We start from the raw sequence: 13,422 nt of genomic DNA, 5'->3' as shown, positions 1-13,422 counted from the left end.
GCGAAGCCAACGCTATATTGAGACAATGTGACGCAGCGATTACGCGCGCAAGCCTTTAGCCGTTGCCGGCGGCGCGGAATTGGGTGCCGGCGCGCTGCAGGTTCTGCGGCAGGCTGAGCAGCACCGCCTTGCGGTCGGCGACCGCGGCGTGGAACTGGTCCAGCGCGATGTTGAAGGCGGTCAGCGCGCCTTCCTCGATCGCGCCGTGGTCGAAGCATTGCAGCGTATCGCGCAGGATGCCATCAGCCTCGCTTTGCATCTGGTCGAGCTCGTCGACGGTCTCCGAGCGCCGCGCCGCGGCGATCATGTCCAGCAGCCGCTCGCGCAGATGGCTGTTGTTGTCGCGCTCGTCCTTCTTCAGGTAGCCGGCGAACCAGGCGCCGATCGAGCCCATCGCCGAGAGCGCCATCAGGCTCCACCAGATGTAGTCGCTGTATCTGTCGAGGAACGTCTTTTCCTCGCCGTCGACGAAGGCGGCCGCGCCCGGATGCACGGGGATCACGGCATCCTTGTCGGTGTCGGGCGTCTCGATCTTTGCCGCCAACGGGAATTCCGTCACCAGTTGCTGGCGTATCGCGAAGAGCTGCCGGGTGAAGGCCGCGACGGTGGTTTCCGAAAGGCCTTTGCGCGCCACGATGTGGTGGGCGAAGCTGATCGTCTTGACCTCGTCATCGGGCCGGTCGGGCGAGCCGCCATAGGTGCCGGCGGGGATCTCGGCCGCTTCATAGACCGGATGGTTCTGCGCGATGGCGTCGGCCGAATCGATCGCGAGGAAGGTCGGCGTGCCGCCGTCCTTGGTGGAGGCGGCGATCGCATCCGCGGTGATCTTGCTGTTGACGGGGCCGGCGGCGAGATAGACGTCGGCCTTCTGGGTGCGGATCGCTTCGGCGGCTTCATTGGCCGGGAATTGCACGATCTCCACCTTGGCGGGATCGACGCCATATTGCTGGAGGATCACCCTCAGGAGATTGACGTTGGCCTGGGTGCGGCCGACCACGCCGATGCGATGGCCGGCGAGCTGAGCGATCTTGGTGATCTTGGCGCCCTTCTTCTTGCCCTTGCCGGCCGGCGGCACCCACAGCACGACGACGTTCTTGCGCAGGGTGGCGACCGCCTGCGCGTTCTTCGGCACGTCGAGATCGCCGCGGATGATGGCAAGGTCGACCTTGTTCTCGGCCAGCGCCTCGGCGCTTGCGGTGGCGCCGTCGGTCTGGACCGGACGCAACCGGACATAGCCCTTGCTCTGGACGAAGGCCTGCGTCAGCGCCTGCACGACCTTGACGTCGTCGCTGTTGGCCGGGCCAACCGCGATCTTGAGCGTCACCGGGCGCATGGCAAAATAGTAGCCGCCGACGAGCGCGCCGACGATGGCGAGCACGAATGCGAGCGAAACGAGCATGGTTCTCCGCGCCGCCGATCGCGGCGACGTCGGTGTGGGTGTTTCGGCCAGGTCGAGACCCCCGGTCATCGATCTCCCATACAGGCGCTTCAGGCCCGGTTTCATCGTGGCCTGGTCATTACGCCGGTAATTGTAGCAAATTTCTTGCCCGTCTGGGTTACATCTGCGTCATGGTTAGCGGATGGACGACATCCGGGTATGAACCCGGGCGTCAGCTCGGTGTTAGGGTAAAGTTCCCCTGAAAACGGAGGCGACCATGGCGGAGCGGCTGTCGGCGGAAGCACGCAATCAGGCCCTGAGCGGACTGTCCGGCTGGACCGAGACCCCCGGCCGCGAGGCGATCGGCAAGACGTTTACCTTCCGGGATTTCAACGAGGCCTTCGGCTTCATGACGCGCGCGGCGCTGGTGGCCGAGAAGATGGATCATCATCCCGAGTGGAAGAACGTCTACAAGACGGTCGACGTGGTGCTTTCGACCCATGATGCCGGCGGCGTCACCGCGCTCGATATCGAGCTCGCCAAGGCGATGAACGCCATCGCGAGGTAGCTGCGCCCTGGCTGACGCCTTGTTGCTTTGACGGCGCATCCCCATCTTGTGATCGGCATCGGATGCGGCTATCGGCCGCGCCGGCCAGAACGGCGAGTTTGACAACGGGGAGTTCGACTATGGCTGCTGCCGAACAGGGCGCCGGCTTTGAGGCGGCCGATCGGCTGGCGGAAGACCGCGAGACCGTGCGCCGGCGTTTCTGGCGCAAGCTGAAGCGCGTGGTCGCGCACCTGCCGTTCGCCGAGGATCTGCTCGCCGCCTATTACTGCGCCTTCGACAAGCAGACGCCGCGCCATGTGCAGGCATCGCTGCTGGGCGCGATCGCCTATTTCATCCTGCCGTTCGATGTCGTGCCCGACATGCTGCCGATGCTCGGCTTCACCGATGATGCCGCCGTGCTCGCGACCGCGATCAAGCTTGTCGCCAGCCACATCACGCCAGACCACCGCGAAGCCGCCCGCGCCGCGCTGAAGCGCGGTGTGGGCGATGCAGAGGCGGAAGCGGCGTAGTCGCGGGAGGCCACTGTCATTGCCCTTTCGCAGGCAGTGGGTTTGCGGCAAAAGCTCACCGCAATGTCGTCCTGGCTTTCGCCAGGACGACCACACGTGAGATCCTGCGCAATGACGCCTTCTACTTCTTCTCCGGCTTCGCCTGCGCGCGTGAGTTGTTCTGCGCTTCCCAGGCCTGGAATTGCTTGAACAGCGCTTCCTTGTCGGTGTCGGGTACCTTCGCCGCCGCGGGATTCTGCTTCAGGAAAGACTCGAAGCGCTGGCGCGCCACCGGTTCGACGCCGTGGCTGTCGAGCCATTGCTGCGCCACCGGCAGCCTGTTCCAGCCCGCGAGAGGCGCGGCGAGCGAGACTTCCTTCCATTTGGGATGGAAGGGCGGGTTTTGCAGCGCCGGGAATTTCTCAAAGAACGCGTCCACGAACTGCGCGATCTTGCGATAGCGGTCGGTCTTGGGTCCCCAGTTATAGGCGGCAAGCACCGCCGGCACGGCGATCGTGTCGACCGTCTCGCCCTCCTTGATCAGGTTCGGATAGTCCTTTGCCGTCAATGTCGCCGGCAGATAGTCGCTCTGGAGCGGCTTGGCGTAGTCCACGCCCGCAAGGTGGAAGCGGCCGTCATTGGTGAAGGTCGAGACGGACTTGTACGGCTTGCCGCCGACCACGATCACCGCGTCGATCTCGCCAGCCTTCAGCTTCTCCATCGCGATGCGTTGCTCGATATAGACGAAATTGGCCTTGATCCCGAGCCGCTCGAACACCGTGAGCGCGGTGACGAACGTGCCGCCATTGGGCAGGTCGACGCTGACCTTCTTGCCCTCGAGATCCTTCAGCGTCGCAACCGATTTCGGCGCGATGACCTGCATCTCTTCGTTGTAGAGCTTGGTCACATAGGTAAACTGCTTCTTGATGTCGCTCGCAAACCCCTTGCGCTCGAGATAATCGAGCGTGTCGGCGCGCACGATGCCGAGATCGACGCCCTGGAGGAACAGGATGTCGGCGACGCTCTGCACCGAGCCGCGGCCGACGATCGGCAGCACGCGCAGCTTGTTGCCGTCATCGAGCACGGAGGCGAGGTCGGCGCCGAACTGCACATAGGTGCCGCCGATGGTGCCGGTGATCAGCGTGACCGTGTTGGCGTTCAACGCCTGCTTGGTCGAGACCGACCCGAACTGGAAGATCGCCTTCAGGCTGTCCGAGACCTTGCTCGGATCGTATTCGGTCTGCTCGGCCTGTGCCGACAGGCCGCACATTGTCATTATGGCGACAAGCGCCATTCCCAAAGCCTTGCGCATGATGTTCCCTGCTTAAATTGAAATCTTAGTCTTGAAGTTGCGTGAGGCGCGCTCGCGCCTCCGCGGATCCGAGAGCGGCGGCCTTCTGGTACCAGCTTCGTGCAGCGGCAGGATCCGCGGTGATGCTGCGCGTATCCTTGGTGCCGAGCACGGCCGGGTCAAAAGTCTGGGCCAGAACGAACGCCGCGGTTGCGTCCTGTGCATTCGCCGCGCGCTCGAGCAGCAGCCGGGCGGCGGCGAGATCGCCGATCGCCATCAGGCTCCTGGCGCGCGTCATCAGCCCGGCCAGCGTGTCGGCATCGAGCGTCTTGGCCGGCGGAGGTGGTGCCGGCGGCGGCGTGACGGGTGCGGCGGATGTTGCGGGCGCGGCGGCGGTTTGTGGCGGCGTCTGCGACTGCAGCGCATTCTGGTAGGCGGTCGCGATCGCCTCGCGGCTCGGCGTCGCCGGCGCTGTGACTTCCCTGGCTTCTGCACTCGCAAGTTGCAATGGATTCGACACGCGGGCCGGATCCTTCAGGGGAGTCTGGCGCGCGACCGGCGCCGGAGGTGCTGGCGGCTGCTCCGCTGCCAGGCTGCTCATCCAGTCCTTGGCGTTGACCGCGAACAGGCGGCTGACGTCGGAGTGGAACAGCGTGACCACCACGGCGATCGCGGATGCGGCCAGCACGCTGGCGACGATCTGCGTCGCGAGGCCAACGCGCCGCGCGCGGCGGGGCGTAAACTCGCGTGGATCCGGCGTGCCCTGCGGATCGGACAGGAACAGCGGGATCGGATCGTGCGGCGAAAGCTCGGTCCGGTCAGCCTGTGCCAGATGAAAGGGCATGACGTTCGGTTCGGTCGTGACTTGCTCGACGTCGAACGTCCGCGACGTCTTGGACAGACGGTAGGCCGTCCTCTCCATGGTATGATGCTCCCCAAATACTGAACGCAACGCGCTGGGGCATCTGGGTGAAGTCTTCTTGTTATTGTCCAGAAGCCCCCGCTAACTGGAACCGGTAAATCGCCGTCCGATTCAGCCCAAAAGACGACCACGATTTGGGCGAATCAGGAAACATTTGGGTTTGATTGAGGCAACAGCTGGAAGTACACCGCGATTTTGATCGTGGTGGTTGAGAATGTTTTAACCATCTGGTGGCGCGTTATCGCGTGACGGCGGGGCGCGGTAAGTTGGTTATGCGCCGACCGTGCACTCCGCGGTCATGTCCCAACCTGGTTGGGACATGACAGGGTGATGACAGCGAAGTTTGTGGCGAGCGATGTTTCGCAACATCCGCGCGACGTCAGGGATGCAGGATGACCTTGCCCATCGCCTGGCGGCCGGCCAGCACTTTCAGCGCATCCGCGGTCTGCGCCAAAGGGAAGGTGCGGTCGACGTGGGAGGAGATCTTGCCCTCCGCCGTCCACTTCACAAGCTTCTCCAGATTGGCGCGGTTCTTCGCCGGATTGAGGCGCGCCCAGGCGCCCCAGAACACGCCGCGGATGTCGCAGCCCTTCAGGAGCGCGAGGTTGAGCGGCATCTTTGGAATGTCGCCCGCGGCAAAGCCGATCACCAGGAAGCGGCCTTCCCAGGCGATCGAGCGCAGCGCGGCTTCCGCATAGGCACCGCCCACGGGATCGAAGATGATGTCGACGCCCTTGCCGTCGGTGAGCTTGCGCAGGCCCTCCCTCAGATCTTCCTTGCCGTAGTTGAGTGTCAGCTCCGCGCCGTGCGCTTTCGCGAAGGCAAGCTTCTCATCCGACGAGGCGCAGGCGATCACCTTCAGCCCCATCAGCTTGCCGAGCTCGCAGGCCGCAAGCCCAGTGCCGCCAGCTGCACCCAACACCGCGAGCGTCTCGCCCGGCTTCGGGCTCGCGCGATCTTCCAGCGCATGCAGCGCGGTGCCGTAGATGATGATGATGCCGGCTGCGCGGTCATAGTCGAGATTGTCCGGGATCTTCACGATCGAAGCGGCCGGCAGCGCGATCTTCTCGCGCGCGCCGTTATGGCCGCAGGAGGCCACCACGCGATCGCCCACTTTCAGATCGGTCACGCCGGGGCCGATGCTTTCGATCACGCCGGCGACTTCGGCGGCCGGCGAGAACGGGAACGGCGGCTTGATCTGGTACTTGCCCTGAATCATCAGGATGTCGAAGAAATTCAGCGCCGCTGCCTTGATCGCGATCACGGCTTCGCCGGGTCCTGCCACCGGATCCGGCACTTCGGCCAGGACGAGATCGTCGGGTTGGCAATATTGCGAGCAGAGGATGGCTTTCATGGCGACACCTTCTCGAGAGCGCACGTTCATGGACGCGCTTGGCGTTTCGAAATCGGATTTATAGTTGGGCTGTTTCTGCCGGATTTAATGCGGCCCGACAATCCGGTTTCTTTGTCGCGAGCGAAGCATAGGCCTATTCTCCGTCATTGCGAGCGAAGCGAAGCAATCCAGAATGCATCCGCGGAGACTGTCTGGATTGCTTCGTCGCTTCGCTCCTCGCAATGACGAGGAGAACAAAGGATTCAAACGATGTTTGAAACAGGCCTGCTCAGGGACAAGCGCATCCTGGTGACCGGCGGCGGCTCCGGACTTGGTGCTGCGATGGCGCGGCGCTTCCGCGCGCTCGGCGCGGAGCTCGTGATCTGCGGCCGCAAGCTCGATCGCCTCGAGGCTGCCGCCGCCGAGATGCGCAAGGAAACCGGCGGCAAGGTCACGACGATCGTCTGCGATATCCGCGACGGCGTGGCGGTCGACGGCATGATGGATCAGATCTGGTGCGAGGCGCCGCTCGATATCCTCGTCAACAATGCGGCAGCCACCTTCATCGCGCAGAGCGAGCATCTCTCATTCCGCGCGGCGGACGCGATCCTGGCGCCGACGCTGCACGGCACGATGTACTGCACGCTTGCGGCGGGCCGTCGCTGGATCGAAGGCACGCACAGGGGCGTCGTGCTCTCCATCCTCTCGACTTCGACCATCACCGGACGCGCCTTCACCGTGCCTTCAGCGATGGCGAAGTCGGCGGTGCTGGCGATGACCAGGAGCCTCGCAGTGGAATGGGGGCCCAAGGGCATCCGCACCGTCGCGATTGCGCCGGGTCCATTCCCAACCGCCGGCGCCTTGGGCCAGCTGCGCCCGGAGGGCCGCGGTGAGGGCTGGGCGTCGCGCAATCCGCTGGGCCGCACCGGCGAGCATGCTGAGCTCGCCGATCTCGCCAGCTTTCTGGTCTCGGACCGCGCCGGCTACATCAATGGCGAGATGGTGGTGATCGACGGTGGCGCCCATTTGCGCAGTTCCGGCGCCGAGGACCTGCTCGGCTGGACAGAGGCGCAATGGGCCGCGCAACGCGCTGCAAGGTCCAAGGGTTAGACGGCAGGGCTAGGACTTTCTTCCCTATAACCTCGTTCCGAATCAGGCTCTTACCGGTTATTTTCGGTCTGGGACAAAGTCCGGCCGGGCCATCTTCCAGTCACAATATTGAGGGAACCACTCCAGCATGTGGCGGGTGCTTTTTCTAACCTTGATGACTGGCGTGGTGGCGTGCGGGATGGCCGATCTTGCGCACGCGCAGACCGCGCAACCGGCGCCGAAGGCGGCGGCCAAGCCGGCTGCTGCTCCGGCTGCGGCCGCCAAGACGGCTGCAAAGCCCGAGGGCAAGCCGGTGGCGCCGCCCCCGGCCATTGCGGGCGGTGCGGAGCCGACCCTGATCGGCCAGTTCGGTACCTGGGGCGCCTATTCGGCGACACCCAACGGCAAGAAAGTCTGTTTCGCGCTGGCGAAACCCTCGTCCTCGAAGACCAATCCGCCGAACCGCCCGCGCGATCCGGCCTATGCCTTCGTCTCCACCCGGCCGTCGGAGAAGGTCAGCAACGAAGTCTCGGTCATGATCGGCTACGCGCTGAAACCGGGCTCGGAATCGACCCTGGAGGTCGGCGGCGCGTCCTACGCGATGTATACGCAAGGCGACGGCCTCTGGATCAAGAACGCGGCCGAGGAGGATCGGATGGTCGAGGCCATGCGCAAATCCGCCGATCTCGTGGTCAAGGGCGTCTCGGCCAAGGGGACCGAGACCACCGACACCTTCTCGCTCAAGGGCCTGGCGCAGGCCCTCGATCGAATCGCGCAGGACTGCAAGCGCTAGGGGGCGTTTCGCGCTAATTTGGCGTTGTTTGGGGCCTTTCGAACGCCTATTTGAACACTGTTTCCCCTCATGGTGAGGAGGCGCGCAAGCGCCGTCTCGAACCACGAGGCCGAGGTGCCTGATCCGGGCCTTCATCCTTCGAGATGCGCGCTCCTCAGGATGAGGGGTGAGAGTTTCTTCTCAAGACAGAATGACGATGACCGTTCAATCGACCGACACCATTGCCGCCGGGCTTCCCCTGGAGAAAACTCCGCTCGAAACCTACGTGCCGCCGGCGAGGCCCTCGCTCATCGGCCTGTCGCGCGACGAGCTAGCCGAACGCCTCGGCGAGATCGGCGTGGCGCCCGCGCAGCGCAAGATGCGCGTGCAGCAATTGTGGCACTGGATTTATTTCCGCGGTGCCAGGAGTTTCGACGAGATGACCTCGGTCTCGAAGGGCATCCGCGCCGATCTCGCCGAGCGATTCACCGTCGACCGGCCCGAAGTCGTGGCCGAGCAGATTTCCAACGACGGCACCCGCAAATGGCTGTTGCGCCTGCCGAGCGGCGACAATGTCGAGAAGGCGCACGAGGTCGAGTGCGTCTACATCCCCGAGACCGATCGCGGCACGCTGTGCGTCTCCTCGCAGGTCGGCTGCACCTTGAACTGCTCCTTCTGCCACACCGGCACGCAGCGGCTGGTGCGCAACCTCACCGCCGGCGAGATCGTCGGGCAGGTCATGGTGGCGCGCGATCGCCTGAATGATTGGGCCGATCGCGAGAACGGCACGCGCCTCGTCACCAACATCGTGATGATGGGCATGGGCGAGCCGCTCTACAATTTCGACGCGGTGCGCGATGCGCTGCTGATCGTCGGAGACAATGAGGGCATCGGCATCTCTCGACGCCGCATCACGCTGTCGACCTCGGGGGTCGTGCCGAACATCGTGCGCGCCGGCGACGAGATCGGCGTCATGCTCGCGATCTCGCTGCACGCGGTGCGCGACGAGCTGCGCAACGAGCTCGTGCCGCTCAATCGCAAATATCCGATCGCGGAATTGCTGCAGGCCTGCCGCGATTATCCGGGCGCGTCGAATGCGCGCCGCATCACCTTCGAATATGTGATGCTCAAGGGCGTCAACGATTCCCTCGACGACGCCAGGCTCCTGGTGAAGCTGCTCAAGGGCATTCCGGCCAAGATCAACCTGATCCCGTTCAATCCCTGGCCCGGCACGGCCTACGAATGCTCGGACTGGGACCAGATCGAAAAATTCTCCGAATATATCTTCAATGCAGGCTATTCCTCGCCGGTGCGTACGCCGCGCGGCCGCGACATCCTCGCCGCCTGCGGCCAGCTCAAATCGGAGACGGAAAAGCTCTCGGCCCGCGAGCGCCAGGCGCTGCGCGCGATGGCGATGACCGATTGACATGAAGCGGCCATCAACATCCGTCATGGCCGGGCATCCTGTTTCTAGGCGGTCGTTCCGGGGCGGCTCGTAGAGCCGAACCCGGAATCTCGAGATTCCGGGGTCTGGCGCTCTAGGGACGCGCTTCGCGCGCTCCCGGCGCGCCATCCCGGAATGACGGTGGGGAACTTAGTGCTAAACTCGCTCAATGATGATGGATGCGTCCGATGGCACTGATCGGACGTCTCGTCGTGATCTTTCTCGGCTTTCTGGCCTCGTGCCTGGTCGGCGGCATGATCGTCGTGGCTGCGCTGCTGTTTCCGGAGTTCTCCGATCTCGGTGCAGGTCCCGTCGATGAAGGTACGATCGACATCCTGCTCGGCTTTGGCTTCATCTTCGTTTCCGGCTTTGCGCTCTTGCCGGCGATGGTCATCGTCGCGATCACCGAGGCCTTCTATATCCGCAGCGCGCTCGCCTATGCCGTCGGTGGCGGACTCGTCGGGCTGGCCTGCTATCTCGGCCTCATTCCCTTCCATCCCGAGACGCTGCAATTCGAGGGCATCGTGCGCCGCCATCTCGAGATCATGACCGGTGCGGGGATCGTTGCCGGCGTCGTCTACTGGATGATCGCCGGCCGCAACGCCGGCGCCTGGCGCCATCCGCCGCCTCCACACAAGCCGCCCCCGCCGCTGCCCTCCGCGTCGCGGCCGCAATGAGGCGCGCCGGGGTTTTCATCCTCTCCCTGCTCGGCTAAACCGCGCGCCATGAACCGGACCGGACTCTTCATCGCGCTGGCGCTGTGGCTGGTGATCGGCGTCGTCTTCGGCGTCTTTCCCGAGCTCGATCTCAAGCTCGCCGCGCTGTTCTTCGACCCTGCTACGAAGACGTTTCCGCTCAAGCTGAATGGCTGGGCCGGCTTTGCGCGCGATGCGGCGATGTGGATCGCCTGGGCATTCGCGCTGCCGTCGATCGTGGCGCTCGTGGTCAAGCTCGTCAGGCCCGACCGGCCGCTGCTGGTCTCCGGGCGAACCATCGTCTTCCTGCTGGTGACGCTGACGCTGTCGGCCGGCATTCTGACCAATCTCGCCTTCAAGTCCTATTGGGGCCGGCCGCGCCCGGTGGTGGTGAGCGAGTTTGCCGGCGACCTGCCATTCGTGCCGTGGTGGGATCCGCGCGGCGGCTGCGGGCGCAATTGCTCGTTCTTCTCCGGCGAGGGCGCGACGGCGTTCTGGACGCTGGCGCCGGCAGCGCTGGCGCCGCCGCCGTGGCGACCGCTCGCCTATGCCGGGGCCGTGGTGTTCGGCGCCGCGACCAGCGGCCTGCGCATGGCATTCGGCGGGCACTTTTTCACCGACGTCTCGATCGCCGGCCTCGTCACTTTCGTGGTGATCTGGCTCGCCTACGCCCTGATTTATCGCTGGCCGCGGACACGGTTTTCGGACGAGGCGGTCGATGCCGCGCTGACCCGGCTGGCCTGGCCGGCCTATCGGCTCCGGCAGCGCCTGTTCGGCCGCAAAACCGGCCCGGCGACGTCGATGTGAGCCATTAAAGGCGTGCCGAGCGCAGCGAAATTTGATAATCGCGCAAGTCGAACCTCACACGTCAAACCGCAGACGACATCAGCCCTTAAGATCCGATTGGAAGCGCCATGACTACGATTCTGAAGAGCCTGCCCAAGGGGGAAAAAGTCGGCATCGCTTTCTCCGGCGGTCTCGACACCAGCGCAGCGTTGCTCTGGATGAAGCAGAAGGGCGCGCGCTGTTACGCCTATACCGCCAATCTCGGCCAGCCGGACGAAGCCGACTACAACGAGATCCCGCGCAAGGCGATGGAGTTCGGCGCCGAGAAGGCGCGGCTCGTCGATTGCCGCACGCAGCTCGTCCACGAAGGCATCGCCGCGATCCAGTCGGGCGCCTTCCACATCTCGACCGGCGGCATCACCTATTTCAACACCACGCCGCTCGGGCGCGCCGTGACCGGCACGATGCTGGTTGCCGCGATGAAGGAAGACGGCGTCAACATCTGGGGCGACGGCTCGACCTTCAAGGGCAACGACATCGAGCGCTTCTATCGTTACGGCCTTCTGACCAATCCGAGCCTGCGCATCTACAAGCCCTGGCTCGACCAGCAGTTCATCGACGAGCTGGGCGGCCGCGCCGAAATGTCGGCGTTCATGACCGCCCAGGGTTTTGCGTACAAGATGAGTGCGGAGAAGGCCTACTCGACTGACAGCAATCTGCTCGGCGCCACGCACGAGGCAAAGGACCTCGAGAGCCTCGACAGCGGCATCAAGATCGTCAATCCCATCATGGGCGTGCCGTTCTGGCGCGACGATTGCACTGTGAAGGCCGAGAAGGTCGTCGTGCGTTTCGAGGAAGGCCAGCCAGTCGCGCTCAACGGCCAGACCTTCGCCGATCCCGTCGCGCTGTTCCTCGAAGCCAATGCCATCGGTGGCCGCCATGGCCTCGGCATGAGCGACCAGATCGAGAACCGCATCATCGAGGCCAAGAGCCGCGGCATCTATGAGGCGCCCGGCATGGCGCTGCTGTACATCGCCTATGAGCGCCTCGTCACCGGCATCCACAACGAGGACACCATCGAGCAGTACCGCATCAGCGGCCTGCGCCTCGGCCGGCTGCTGTATCAGGGCCGCTGGTTCGATTCGCAGGCCCTGATGCTGCGCGAGACCGCGCAGCGCTGGGTCGCGCGCGCCGTCACCGGCGAGGTGACGCTGGAGCTGCGCCGTGGCAACGACTACTCGATCCTCAACACCGAGAGTCCGAACCTCACCTATGCGCCGGAACGGCTGAGCATGGAGAAGGTCGAGGACGCAGCGTTCACGCCGGCCGATCGCATCGGCCAGCTCACCATGCGCAACCTCGACATCGCCGACACCCGCACCAAGCTCAAGCTCTATACCGAGAACGGCTTGCTGTCGGGCGGCGAAGGCGCGCAGATCTTCAGGCTCGAGAGCGACAAGGGCTAAGCGCGGAATCGTAGGTTGGGTTAGCGAAGCGTAACCCACCACTTTGGTTTCCGCGGAAATAGACAGTGGTGGGTTACGCCTTCGGCTAACCCACCCTACAAGAGCAAAATAAAAATGGCCGGGATCGCTCCCGGCCATTTTTTCCTTATGCGATGTCTTTACTGCCGCGGCGGCGGTGCCGCGTTGGCCTGGCCGCCGTTGAGCAGCGGCGTGATGCGGCGGACGGTGACGCGCCGGTTGATCAGGCTCGGGCCTTGTGTCTGCTCCTTCAGGTACTGCTCGCCGTAGCCCTGCGACGTCAGGTTCTCTGCGGGCACATTGAACTGCTGGGTCAGCAATTCGGCTGCAGCCTGAGCGCGGCGATCCGACAGCGACAGATTGTCGACGTCGTTGCCGACCGCATCGGTGTGGCCCTCGATCAGGAACACCTCCTGCGGGTTGGCCTGGATTGCCTGGTTGATGCCGTCGGCGATCACTTGAAGCCGCGCCGCCTGGTCCGGCGGGATCGTCCACGACCCCGTCTCGAAGTTGATCGTGTTGACGTCGATGCTCGGCATCTGCATGCGAACGTTCGGGCTATAGCGGATCTCGTCGAGCGAGTAGCGCCGATCGATCCGCTGCACCGGCGGAGCTCGCATCGTGTCGTAGATCACCTGCGGTGACGCCTCCTGGGCGTCGACGATGTAGCGGTCGTAGGGGATGCTGACCACCGGCGGCGGCACGTCGACATAGAAGCCGCCGACCGCGCGCGGATCGCGGTAGGTGTTGTCAATGATGATGATCTCGTGGCCGCGCGGATCCCTGCGAATTCGTCGCAGCAGCTGACCGTCTGCGCCGACCACGGTGATCACCTCGCTGCCGTCCGGACGGATCACGACGGTGCGGGTTTCGCCGCCGACCGTGTCGGTGCGGATGTCGCGCGCGCCGTAGCGGAAGCGATAGAGATCGTTGCCGCGCACATAGGCCTGCCCGCCCGGATCGCGGATGATGATGCGGTCCGGCTCGGTGTAGATCGTGCGGCCGCCTTCGACGACCTCCTGCCGCTGATTACGGTAGTCGGCGATGGTCGCACCGATCACGGCACCGGCCACCACGCCCGCACCAATTGCGAGCGGCGTCAGGTCACGCTGCGGCGGCCGCGGCGGTGGCGGCAGGGGCGCTGCGACCGTGGGCGCGGCGCGGAAGGCCGG

At 64.6% G+C, this 13,422-nt stretch carries 13 protein-coding genes; 8 read left to right on the top strand and 5 right to left on the bottom strand.

Annotation, left to right across the window (positions count from 1 at the left end; translation table 11 throughout):
* Positions 1–55 precede the first annotated feature (55 nt).
* Positions 56–1,504: a TAXI family TRAP transporter solute-binding subunit gene (locus QQL28_RS40930; protein ID WP_284274805.1), complete on the bottom strand. Its 1,449-nt coding sequence runs from the start codon at positions 1,502–1,504 to the stop codon at positions 56–58.
* A gap of 151 nt (positions 1,505–1,655) precedes the next feature.
* Here QQL28_RS40930 and QQL28_RS40925 point away from each other — a divergent pair, with 151 nt between their 5' ends.
* Positions 1,656–1,946: a 4a-hydroxytetrahydrobiopterin dehydratase gene (locus tag QQL28_RS40925; protein WP_284274803.1), complete on the top strand. Its 291-nt coding sequence runs from the start codon at positions 1,656–1,658 to the stop codon at positions 1,944–1,946.
* A gap of 119 nt (positions 1,947–2,065) precedes the next feature.
* Positions 2,066–2,455 (top strand): YkvA family protein, encoded by a 390-nt coding sequence (locus QQL28_RS40920; RefSeq protein WP_284274801.1) that lies wholly within the window; start codon positions 2,066–2,068, stop codon positions 2,453–2,455.
* 121 nt (positions 2,456–2,576) lie between these two features.
* On the opposite strand, the gene QQL28_RS40915 is transcribed toward QQL28_RS40920, so the two are convergent.
* The 3 genes from QQL28_RS40915 to QQL28_RS40905 form a co-directional block, all read right to left on the bottom strand.
* Positions 2,577–3,746: a TAXI family TRAP transporter solute-binding subunit gene (locus QQL28_RS40915; RefSeq protein WP_284274799.1), complete on the bottom strand. Its 1,170-nt coding sequence runs from the start codon at positions 3,744–3,746 to the stop codon at positions 2,577–2,579.
* 25 nt (positions 3,747–3,771) lie between these two features.
* Positions 3,772–4,647 (bottom strand): hypothetical protein, encoded by an 876-nt coding sequence (locus QQL28_RS40910; RefSeq protein WP_284274797.1) that lies wholly within the window; start codon positions 4,645–4,647, stop codon positions 3,772–3,774.
* Positions 4,648–5,026: 379 nt separating this feature from the next.
* Positions 5,027–6,001, bottom strand: a complete 975-nt coding sequence (locus QQL28_RS40905; protein ID WP_284274793.1) for an NADPH:quinone oxidoreductase family protein — start codon at positions 5,999–6,001, stop codon at positions 5,027–5,029.
* 249 nt (positions 6,002–6,250) lie between these two features.
* Between QQL28_RS40905 and QQL28_RS40900 the strand changes: the two genes are divergently transcribed.
* From QQL28_RS40900 to argG, 6 genes are all read left to right on the top strand, one after another.
* The gene (locus QQL28_RS40900; protein ID WP_284274791.1) at positions 6,251–7,090 is read left to right on the top strand and encodes an SDR family oxidoreductase; all 840 of its coding nucleotides are present in this window, start codon (positions 6,251–6,253) and stop codon (positions 7,088–7,090) included.
* A gap of 127 nt (positions 7,091–7,217) precedes the next feature.
* The gene (locus QQL28_RS40895; protein WP_284274789.1) at positions 7,218–7,862 is read left to right on the top strand and encodes an invasion associated locus B family protein; all 645 of its coding nucleotides are present in this window, start codon (positions 7,218–7,220) and stop codon (positions 7,860–7,862) included.
* 196 nt (positions 7,863–8,058) lie between these two features.
* The gene (gene rlmN / locus QQL28_RS40890; protein ID WP_431309723.1) at positions 8,059–9,267 is read left to right on the top strand and encodes a dual-specificity RNA methyltransferase RlmN; all 1,209 of its coding nucleotides are present in this window, start codon (positions 8,059–8,061) and stop codon (positions 9,265–9,267) included.
* Between the two features lie 206 nt (positions 9,268–9,473).
* Entirely contained in the window at positions 9,474–9,962 is a 489-nt protein-coding gene (locus QQL28_RS40885; protein WP_284274785.1) for a hypothetical protein, read from the top strand.
* 48 nt (positions 9,963–10,010) lie between these two features.
* A complete protein-coding gene (locus tag QQL28_RS40880; protein WP_284274782.1) occupies positions 10,011–10,787 on the top strand; it encodes a phosphatase PAP2 family protein in 777 nt (258 codons plus the stop codon).
* A gap of 107 nt (positions 10,788–10,894) precedes the next feature.
* Entirely contained in the window at positions 10,895–12,232 is a 1,338-nt protein-coding gene (gene argG, locus QQL28_RS40875; RefSeq protein WP_284274779.1) for an argininosuccinate synthase, read from the top strand.
* A 158-nt stretch (positions 12,233–12,390) separates the two neighbouring features.
* On the opposite strand, the gene QQL28_RS40870 is transcribed toward argG, so the two are convergent.
* Positions 12,391–13,422, bottom strand: a 1,032-nt coding sequence (locus QQL28_RS40870; RefSeq protein WP_284274777.1) for an OmpA family protein, incomplete at its 5' end; no start/stop codon positions are given.

This window comes from Bradyrhizobium iriomotense (assembly GCF_030160715.1).
In the GTDB taxonomy this organism is placed as follows: Bacteria; Pseudomonadota; Alphaproteobacteria; order Rhizobiales; family Xanthobacteraceae; genus Bradyrhizobium; species Bradyrhizobium iriomotense.
This window is presented reverse-complemented; position numbering and strand designations above follow the sequence as displayed.

What these genes read in the sequence shown, in the direction of transcription:
- QQL28_RS40930 (WP_284274805.1), bottom strand. Translation starts at nt 1,504, where the DNA reads ATGAAACCGGGCCTGAAGCGCCTGTATGGGAGATCGATGACCGGGGGT.
- QQL28_RS40925 (WP_284274803.1), top strand. Translation starts at nt 1,656, where the DNA reads ATGGCGGAGCGGCTGTCGGCGGAAGCACGCAATCAGGCCCTGAGCGGA.
- QQL28_RS40920 (WP_284274801.1), top strand. Translation starts at nt 2,066, where the DNA reads ATGGCTGCTGCCGAACAGGGCGCCGGCTTTGAGGCGGCCGATCGGCTG.
- QQL28_RS40915 (WP_284274799.1), bottom strand. Translation starts at nt 3,746, where the DNA reads ATGCGCAAGGCTTTGGGAATGGCGCTTGTCGCCATAATGACAATGTGC.
- QQL28_RS40910 (WP_284274797.1), bottom strand. Translation starts at nt 4,647, where the DNA reads ATGGAGAGGACGGCCTACCGTCTGTCCAAGACGTCGCGGACGTTCGAC.
- QQL28_RS40905 (WP_284274793.1), bottom strand. Translation starts at nt 6,001, where the DNA reads ATGAAAGCCATCCTCTGCTCGCAATATTGCCAACCCGACGATCTCGTC.
- QQL28_RS40900 (WP_284274791.1), top strand. Translation starts at nt 6,251, where the DNA reads ATGTTTGAAACAGGCCTGCTCAGGGACAAGCGCATCCTGGTGACCGGC.
- QQL28_RS40895 (WP_284274789.1), top strand. Translation starts at nt 7,218, where the DNA reads ATGTGGCGGGTGCTTTTTCTAACCTTGATGACTGGCGTGGTGGCGTGC.
- rlmN (WP_431309723.1), top strand. Translation starts at nt 8,059, where the DNA reads ATGACCGTTCAATCGACCGACACCATTGCCGCCGGGCTTCCCCTGGAG.
- QQL28_RS40885 (WP_284274785.1), top strand. Translation starts at nt 9,474, where the DNA reads ATGGCACTGATCGGACGTCTCGTCGTGATCTTTCTCGGCTTTCTGGCC.
- QQL28_RS40880 (WP_284274782.1), top strand. Translation starts at nt 10,011, where the DNA reads ATGAACCGGACCGGACTCTTCATCGCGCTGGCGCTGTGGCTGGTGATC.
- argG (WP_284274779.1), top strand. Translation starts at nt 10,895, where the DNA reads ATGACTACGATTCTGAAGAGCCTGCCCAAGGGGGAAAAAGTCGGCATC.